Raw genomic sequence first — 7,813 nt, 5'->3', positions numbered from 1 at the left:
AGACCGGTGGCGGCGACCAGCCCCGCCAACGTGGCGGGGCCCGACTCCAGTGCGCTGAGCACCAGAGCGGCCTTGTCGAGAACGCCGACGCCGCTGCTGTTGTCCATGGGTAGTACCAAGTCTCTTTCTTCGAGGCGCGGTTGACCCGCCGGCCGCACGGTGGCGGCAGGCGGTACCGGCGCGCGGCGCCGTCGGCGGTGTGTCGGGTGGGGCACGTCCCGCGTCGTCGCGGGGCCGCCGGTCGGAGCCGGGGAGGGGTGGGGGAGAGCACGTCGCGCCCGGCGGCCGGGGGGCCGAGGCCAGGGGCGGGCGTCCGGTCAGCGCGTGCGGGCGCCCGCGGTGGGGGGCGGCGTGGCGGCCCACGCCGGGGCACCCGCCGTGGAGCGGCGTCCGGCGTGCGGCGTGGCGCGGGTCACGGTGAGCGGTACCGCGAACGACGTGTGCGGGGACGCGGGGGCGGACGGGCCGGTGGCGTCGCTCGGGGCGGGCCGCTTCAGCGCGCGCGGATCCCAGGCGACGGAGGGCAGAGAAAGCACCGCTTCTCCTCATCTCTCCCGGCGCCACGTTGGCGACGGGCCGGAGTTGGCACTGATCCCGGCGGTCGGGCCCGTGGTCGGGCATCGACGTGGCCGGGGAGTTGCCGGGGCTTCGTAGGGCCGGTCCCTCCACCCCTCTGGATGATTCGCCAGAAACCATACAAGACGGTCGCGCCGCTCTGCCAACGGCCTCCCGTGCCGGGTGCCCGCGAGGTGTTCGAGACGGGTCGCCGCCTCCCGCAGCCGACCCGGTCCGCGCACGGAAGCCACCGGGCAGGGGCCCGCACCAGGTCCTCTGCGCCGACGGCGGCACCGGTGCCGGGGCCCTCCCGGGCGTCATCCGGTCCCGGGGCGGCGCCGCCGTCCTCCCGCTCCCGCCGCCCGTCGAGGAGCGCCTGGAGTTCGGGTGCCACCCGGGCGACGACGCCCGGGCCGAGGACGATCTGGCAGGTGTCGTCCTCGACGACGCCCAGTACGGCGGGAAGGGCGCGGAGCTTCTCCTCGTCCACCAGGGAGCGGTCGCGCAGGCCGAGCCCCAGCCGGGTCATGCAGTGGGCGACGGAGTGACTCCTCCCCCGGATGAATCCGGGGGCTTCTCGCTAAGCCGGGTTGGCCTCGCGACGGACCAGCCCGGCCCGTAGGACGTTGATGGCTCCCACCGTGTCGGCGTGCGCGCGGTGGTCGCACATGACGGGCCTTCCGTGGGCTCGATGCGGAATGTCGGAGCTGCCGGAGCGCGTCGCGCGGTCGACCGACGGAACGATGGAGCAAACGCGGCGGCGGCCGGAGCGTCGAGCGAGCCGAGGATCACCAGAATGGCGCTCCCTCCCTCGCCGCCCGGGGCAACTCGCCGCCGGTGGCAGGCGGAGCCTGATCCACGGTTGTGTCGTCCCCGCCCGGACCGCGCGCGGATCCCTCTCCTGGGAGACCATGCCCTCATGGACACCGAGACGGTCGTACGCACCCGCCGCGCCCTGCACGCGGTGGCCGAACTGGTCCTGGCCGGCCCCCAGTACCGGGCCGGCGGCACGATCCGGCTGCGCGCCTGTGCGGGCGGCTTCGCCACCGGCGTCGAGCCGCGGCTCCGGGTGATCGGCGCGGAGCTGGTCGCGCCCGGGCAGGTGCTGTCCCTCGAACGGACCACCTGCACCGCGCTCGGCGCGGCCCTCGGGCTCACCGTCGGCGCTCCCGTCGGGCTGTACCAGGACGGGCCGGGCATCGCCGCCGACGAAGCCATCGAGGCGGACCCGTCCGCCGCCCGCCGGCTCGCGCACTGCTTCGCGCTCGGCGACGCCGCGCTGCGCGGGCTGTTCGCGGGTGCGGACCCGGTCATCTGGCCCGAGCACTTCGACATCGGGGTGACCGCCGGTGAGGTGAACTACGGCATCTCACCCGGCGACGCGTTCCAGCCGGAGCCGTACGCGTACGTCGGCCCGCCCGCCCCGCTGCAGGGTGCGTTCTGGAACGCGCCCTTCGGTGCCGCCCGGACGATCCGTGAACTCGGCGGCGTGGCCGGCATCATGGCCTTCCTGGAGCAGGGCCGCCGACTGGCCGACGGCGCCTGACCGGTCCGGCCGGCATCGCGCCGTCGGAGGGATCGGGCACCTGCGGGCAGCCGAGGGTCCGCAGTCCGGATCCGGCGACAGGGTGTTCGGCGGCAGGCTGTTGCTGCGCGCGGCCGGGCGGAACGACGTGGCGGATCTCCTCGGCGAGCGCGGCGGCCTCGGCAACCTCGGCGAGCGCGGCGGCCTCAGCGGCCTCGACGAGGGCGGCGACGGCCCCGCGAGCGGCCCCGCGCCGGGCGAGCGCGCAGGTCAGGGGCGGGGGCGGTGACGTACGGGCGGCACGGTGACCACGAGAATGGTGCGACAGTCCCCCGGAAGTACAGAGAAAGCGAACCCCCCCATGGATCTCGGCGTGCGCTGGACGCTGCACGGTGACGGGCGTACGCCCGCGCCGGGAGCGGTCGTCCGCCCCGACGAACGACTCTCCTGGCCCCGAACGGCGGGGCTCGGTGCCCAGCACGTGGTGGCCATGTTCGGCGCGAGCTTCGTGGCGCCGGTGCTGATGGGGCTCGACCCCAACCTGGCGATCATGATGTCCGGCGTCGCGACCGTCATCTTCCTGCTGGCGACCCGCGGCCGGGTGCCCAGCTACCTCGGCTGCTCGCTGTCCTTCGTCGGTGTGGCCGCGGTGATCCGGGCGCAGGGCGGCACCAGCGCGACGGTCACCGGCGCCGTGTTCGTGGTGGGCGCGGCGCTGTTCCTGGTGGGCCTGGCCGTCCAGCGGTTCGGGGCGCGGATCATCCACGCCGCGATGCCGCCGATCGTCACCGGCGCCGTCGTCATGCTGATCGGCTTCAACCTCGCGCCCGTCACGGCCTCGACCTACTGGCCGCAGGACCAGTGGACGGCGCTGCTGGTGATGGTGTTCACCGGGCTGGCCGTGGTGTGCCTGCGCGGCTTCTGGTCGCGTGTGGCGATCTTCCTCGGGCTGCTCTTCGGCTACGGGATCTCCTGGCTGTCCGACCGGATCTTCGGGAAGATCCACTCGGTGGACGCGAGCGGACACCTCACCGACCACTGGCGCCTGGACCTGTCGGGCGTCGGCAAGGCGGACTGGGTCGGCCTGCCCGCCTTCCACGGCCCCTCCTTCCAGTGGTCCGCGATCCTGGTGGCCCTGCCCGTGGTGATCGCGCTGGTCGCGGAGAACGCCGGGCACGTCAAGGCCGTGGGGGAGATGACCGGCCAGACCCTGGACGACAAGCTCGGCACCGCGATCTCCGCGGACGGCGTCGGCTCCATGCTCTCCACCGCGCTCGGCGGACCGCCGAACACCACGTACTCCGAGAACATCGGCGTCATGGCGGCCACCCGCGTGTACTCCACCGCCGCCTACTGGGCCGCGGCCGGCTTCGCGCTGCTGTTCGGCATCTGCCCGAAGTTCGGCGCCGTCGTGGCCGCGATCCCCGGCGGGGTGCTCGGCGGCATCACCGTCATCCTGTACGGCATGATCGGCCTGCTCGGCGCGCAGATCTGGACGACGTCGGGGGTGGACCTGCGCAACCCGCTGAACCTGGTGCCGGCCGCGGCGGGCATCATCATCGGCGTCGGCAACGTCACCATGACGTTCTCCGACACCTTCAGCCTCAGCGGCATCGCCTTGGGCACCCTGGTCGTCATCGTCGGCTACCACGTGCTGCGAGCGCTGGCCCCCGCGCACCTCAAGTCGCAGGAGCCGCTGCTGGACGAGGGCACCTCCTCCTACGACGCGGGCACCGAGGACGCCGGGGAACCGGGCGGCGGGGCGCAGCGTCGCACCCGGTAGCGGCCCGCCCGCGGCGGCACCCCTGCCCCGGGTGCCCGCACCCGAGTGCCCCCGACCCGGTGCCCGCGGCCGACCGGTGGAACTGCCCGAAAGTGCAGCTGCCGGTCGGCCCGCTTGGCCCGACGAGCCGTCAGGTGATCGAATCGCTCCGTGCGTCCGGGCCACCGGCCCGGACGGCGTCCGATCCAAGCCACTCGATCACCCGGGAGAGGCATGTCCCTTCTGTCCCACCACCGCAAGACCGCCGTCGGCGTCGTGGCCCTCACGGCGCTCGCGATCTCCTGCGGCTCGGCCACCGCCAGCAGCTCCGCCGCCGCGGCGGGCAAGGTCCTGTGGACCCCGAGCACCAGCAAGGGCCCGTCCTCCTTCGCCGCCGTCCAGTGCGCGTCGGGCGACTTCAAGGTCGTCAAGGACTCCGCCAAGGGCAGTGTGTGGCGGGCGTTCCAGGCCGCGGGCGAGGAGCGCTGCGAGACGCTCGGCCCCGATCTGAAGGAGGGCGACACCTTCTACCTCGGCTGGTCCTCCAAGGTGGACATCAAGGACTCGAACAGCCGTTACGTCTTCCAGCTCAAGTGCTCGCCGAGCACCGACACGGCGAACCACCCGATCGAGATCGACGCGACGACCGGGCGCATCCGCCTCCAGGAGTGGGACACCGACCACGTCGCGCACACGCTGTGGACCGCGCCGACCGCCAACAACCAGTGGCACTCGTACGCGCTGAAGATCCGTCTGGGCCGCACCGACGGCACCATCGACTTCTGGTTCGACGGCGTGAAGCAGACCTTCACCACCGGCTCGGGCACCTTCAAGGGCACCACCTGGGACGGCGAGCGCAACTACCTCAAGTGGGGCTCGTACCACCCCTCTTCGGGGAACGCGACGAACACCTTCACCAGCCCGGTCATGGCGACCACCCTGGAGGCGGCCACCGCCGGTTCGTGACGGCCCGGTGGACCGGCCGAGCCGCCCCCGGCCGGTCCACCGGCCCATGACGCACGACGGGCCGGGGGTTCGCCTCGGCCCGCTGCGGCCACCTCTACGGCCGGCCGCAGACTCTTGCTGGACCGGGCGGATTGTCAAGCCCGCAGCGGAGTCGTCCGTTCGGCAGTAGCCTCGGCGGTAACGAAGTTCGTGGAACGACGAATTGGAGTCGACGGTGGCCGATGGGGGGCCCGGGGCCGGGGGTGACGGCGGGGCCGGCAAGGACGGCTGTCCGCTGCACGAGCGCGAGGCGGAGATCCGGTCGGCCGGGCAGGCGGTCGAGGCGCTCACCCGGCCCGCCGGTGCCGGGACCGGCGAGCTGCTGCTCTACACCGGCGCGGCCGGGCTTGGCAAGACCGCGGTGCTCACCGAGGTGCGACGGGCGGCGAAACGCGCGGGTTGCACGGTGCTGTTCGCCCGGGGCGGGGAGCGGCAGCGCCATGAGCCGTTCCGCGTGGTGCGCCAGCTGGTGCAGCCGGTGCTGGCGGCCCTCTCCGACGAGGAGCGGGCGCAGGTCTTCGGACCGTGGGAGGACATCGTCGGTCCGGCGGTGGGGCTCCAGCCGCCCGGAGGACAGCTCGACCCACAGGGGGTGCGGGACGGGCTGGACTTCGTGCTCACCCGCCTCGTGCAGCGGGGCGCGCCGGTGGCCGTGATCGTCGACGACCTGCACTGGGCCGATCCGGAGTCGCTCGGCTGGCTCGCGGGCTTCGCGCTGCGCTCGCGGGAGCTGCCGGCCCTGCTCGTGCTCGCCTGCCGCGACGAGTTCCCCGATGACGCCCTGACACTGCAGCGCGGCCTGGTCGGCAGGGCCGACCGGCGGCACGAACTGCGCCCGCTCCAGCCGGCCTCGGTCGCGCACCTCGTCCGCGCGGCCCTGGGCGCGCAGGCGGAGGACGCCTTCTGCCGACACGTCTGGGCGGTCACCGCCGGGAACCCGTACGAGACCGCCGCCCTGCTGCGCGAGGTGCGCGACCACCGGCTCGACCCGGTCGAGGAGAGCACCGGACAGCTGCGCGAACTCGCCGCTGCCGCACTGGGAATGACACTCCGTCACTGGCTGGACAAGCTGGGCCCGACCACGCTGCAGTTCGCCTGGGCGGCGTCCATGCTGGGCACCGACATCCGTCCCGACCTCGCCGCCGTCATCTGCGCCCAGGGCCCGGAGACCGCCGCCCAGTCGATCCGGGAGCTGCGCCGGCACGGGGTGCTGACCGGCACGCCGGGAGGCCGGCTCGACTTCGTCCACCCGCTGATCGCCACCTCCGTCTACCGGTCGATGCCGCAGGCCACCCGTACCGGGATGCACGGGGTCGCCGCCGTCGAGACCGAGCACGCCGGCCTCGGTCTGCTGACGGCATCCCGGCACCTGCTGGAGACCGTGCCCGACGGAGACCGCGAGATCGTCGGCAAGCTGCGCCGGGCCGCCCGCGAGCACCTGGCCATCGGCGCGCCCGAGGCGGCCCAACGCTGCCTGCGCCGCGCCATCAGCGAACCGCCCGCCGACGAGGACCGGGCCGCCGTGCTCTACGAACTCGGCTGCTCGGCACTGCTCACCGACCCGGCGACCACGGTCAACCAGCTGCGCCTGGCGCTCGCGGACCCGTCCGGGCTGGGCCCCGAGCTCAGGGTGGACGCGACCTTCCGGCTCGCCCAGGCCCTCGCCCACAGCAACCGGCTCGGCGAGGCCGCCGTGGTGTGCGCGGATGAGGCCGCTCGCACCGGGCCCGGCCCGGGCCGCCTGCGCCTGGAGGTCGCCCACTTCATGTTCGCCGCGTTCCAGTTCGAGGACGAGGACGGCCCGGGCCGCTCCCGGCGGCTCGCGGAGTTCGACCGGATGCTCGGCACGGTCGGTCTGGCCTTCACCGACACCGGCACTGACGCCGGTACCGGTACTGACACCGGCACGGTCGGCGAGCCGACTCCGGACGAGGCCCTGTTCGAACGTGATGGCCTGGCCCATGCGGTGGCCGTACTGCGCTGCTGGGACCTCACGCTGCGCGGCGCGGACCGCGAGGAGGCGATCGCCCTGGCCGAGTCCGCGCTGCCGGACGGCCGACTGCCCCGAAGCCTCGGCTGGACCAACACCACCTGGGGCTTCGAGCTGCCCGGGATCCTCGGCATCAGCTACCTCTACGCCGACCGCGTCGACCGGGCGGAGGAGCTGTTCACCGAGGCGGTGCGCGCGTACGAGGTCGCCGGGTGGAGCGGCGGCCACCTCGGTTTCGCGTACCTGCTGACCGGCATGCTCCGGTTCCGCTGCGGTGCCCTGGCGGAGGCGGAGGACTACCTGCGCCGGGCTCTGCGGATCGCCGGACGGATAGGTCCGGGCGTCCCGCTGCACTGGGACGCGGTCGGGGCGCTGGCCGAGACCCTGGCCGCGCGCGGCCGGCTCGCCGAGGCCCTGGAGCTCGCGCAGACCCACGCCTTCGGCCCGCCGTACCCGACGGTGATGGTGCTGCCCGACGCCCCCACGCTGTACGGCCGCCTCCTGCTGGCCCGGGGAGACGCGCCCGCCGCGGCCGCGACGCTGACCGCCGCCGGTGCGGCCCTGGACGCGCGCGGGTGGCGCAACACGGTGTGGGCGCCGTGGCTCGGGCACCTGGCGCGCGCGGTCGCCCCCGACCAGCCGGACCGGGCCCGCGACCTCGCGGAGGAGGCCGTTCGCCGGGCCCGGGAGTCCGGGACGGACTCGGCGGTCGGCAGCGCTCTGCGGCTCTGCGCGGCGGTACACGACCGGCCGCGCGCGGCCGGGCTGCTCGCGGAGGCCGTCCGGCACCTGGAGCGGTCACCCGCCCGGTACGAGCACGCGATCGCCCTGGTCGACCTCGGTGAGGCGCTGGGCACCGCTCCGTCCGCCCGTACCGCCCTGGCCCGGGGACTGCAGCTGGCCACCCACTGCGGCGCCGACGGCCTGGCCGCCCGCGCCGGGGACCTCCTGCGCACGGGCGGGGCGGCCTGAGGCG

The 7,813-nt window shown here is 74.4% G+C and carries 6 protein-coding genes, 2 pseudogenes and 1 riboswitch; of the genes and pseudogenes, 5 read left to right on the top strand and 3 right to left on the bottom strand.

Translation table 11 applies throughout. From position 1 onward, the window contains the following. The 3 genes and pseudogenes from ACZ5WK_RS37300 to ACZ5WK_RS37290 form a co-directional block, all read right to left on the bottom strand. A pseudogene (locus ACZ5WK_RS37300) lies at positions 1 to 107 on the bottom strand (IclR family transcriptional regulator); the annotation flags it as partial. 210 nt (positions 108 to 317) lie between these two features. Then, on the bottom strand, positions 318 to 536 hold the full coding sequence (locus tag ACZ5WK_RS37295; protein WP_396461375.1) for a hypothetical protein: 219 nt from the start codon (positions 534 to 536) through the stop codon (positions 318 to 320). Positions 537 to 542: 6 nt separating this feature from the next. Continuing rightward, positions 543 to 684, bottom strand: a riboswitch (SAM riboswitch). Positions 685 to 823: 139 nt separating this feature from the next. Next, positions 824 to 1,099, bottom strand: a pseudogene (locus ACZ5WK_RS37290) (PTS transporter subunit EIIC); the annotation flags it as partial. A gap of 375 nt (positions 1,100 to 1,474) precedes the next feature. Between ACZ5WK_RS37290 and ACZ5WK_RS37285 the strand changes: the two are divergent. From ACZ5WK_RS37285 to ACZ5WK_RS37265, 5 genes are all read left to right on the top strand, one after another. Further along, complete coding sequence (locus ACZ5WK_RS37285) at positions 1,475 to 2,101, top strand: hypothetical protein (RefSeq protein WP_465554517.1); 627 nt, start codon at positions 1,475 to 1,477, stop codon at positions 2,099 to 2,101. 82 nt (positions 2,102 to 2,183) lie between these two features. After that, positions 2,184 to 2,369 carry a hypothetical protein gene (locus ACZ5WK_RS37280; protein WP_465554515.1) on the top strand — a complete coding sequence of 62 codons (186 nt, stop codon included), beginning with the start codon at positions 2,184 to 2,186 and terminating at the stop codon, positions 2,367 to 2,369. Between the two features lie 72 nt (positions 2,370 to 2,441). Further along, entirely contained in the window at positions 2,442 to 3,863 is a 1,422-nt protein-coding gene (locus ACZ5WK_RS37275; protein ID WP_465554513.1) for a uracil-xanthine permease family protein, read from the top strand. A gap of 213 nt (positions 3,864 to 4,076) precedes the next feature. Next, positions 4,077 to 4,808, top strand: coding sequence for a heparin lyase I family protein (locus ACZ5WK_RS37270; RefSeq protein ID WP_465554511.1), 732 nt, complete (start codon positions 4,077 to 4,079; stop codon positions 4,806 to 4,808). A 214-nt stretch (positions 4,809 to 5,022) separates the two neighbouring features. Beyond that, positions 5,023 to 7,809, top strand: coding sequence for an ATP-binding protein (locus tag ACZ5WK_RS37265; protein WP_465554509.1), 2,787 nt, complete (start codon positions 5,023 to 5,025; stop codon positions 7,807 to 7,809). Positions 7,810 to 7,813: the final 4 nt, after the last annotated feature.

Source organism: Kitasatospora sp. NPDC032757 (genome assembly GCF_055579305.1).
The sequence above is the reverse complement of the archived record's forward strand: the minus strand, read 5'-3'. Positions and strand labels throughout refer to the sequence as shown.

What these genes read in the sequence shown, in the direction of transcription:
- ACZ5WK_RS37275 (WP_465554513.1), top strand. Translation starts at nt 2,442, where the DNA reads ATGGATCTCGGCGTGCGCTGGACGCTGCACGGTGACGGGCGTACGCCC.
- ACZ5WK_RS37270 (WP_465554511.1), top strand. Translation starts at nt 4,077, where the DNA reads ATGTCCCTTCTGTCCCACCACCGCAAGACCGCCGTCGGCGTCGTGGCC.
- ACZ5WK_RS37285 (WP_465554517.1), top strand. Translation starts at nt 1,475, where the DNA reads ATGGACACCGAGACGGTCGTACGCACCCGCCGCGCCCTGCACGCGGTG.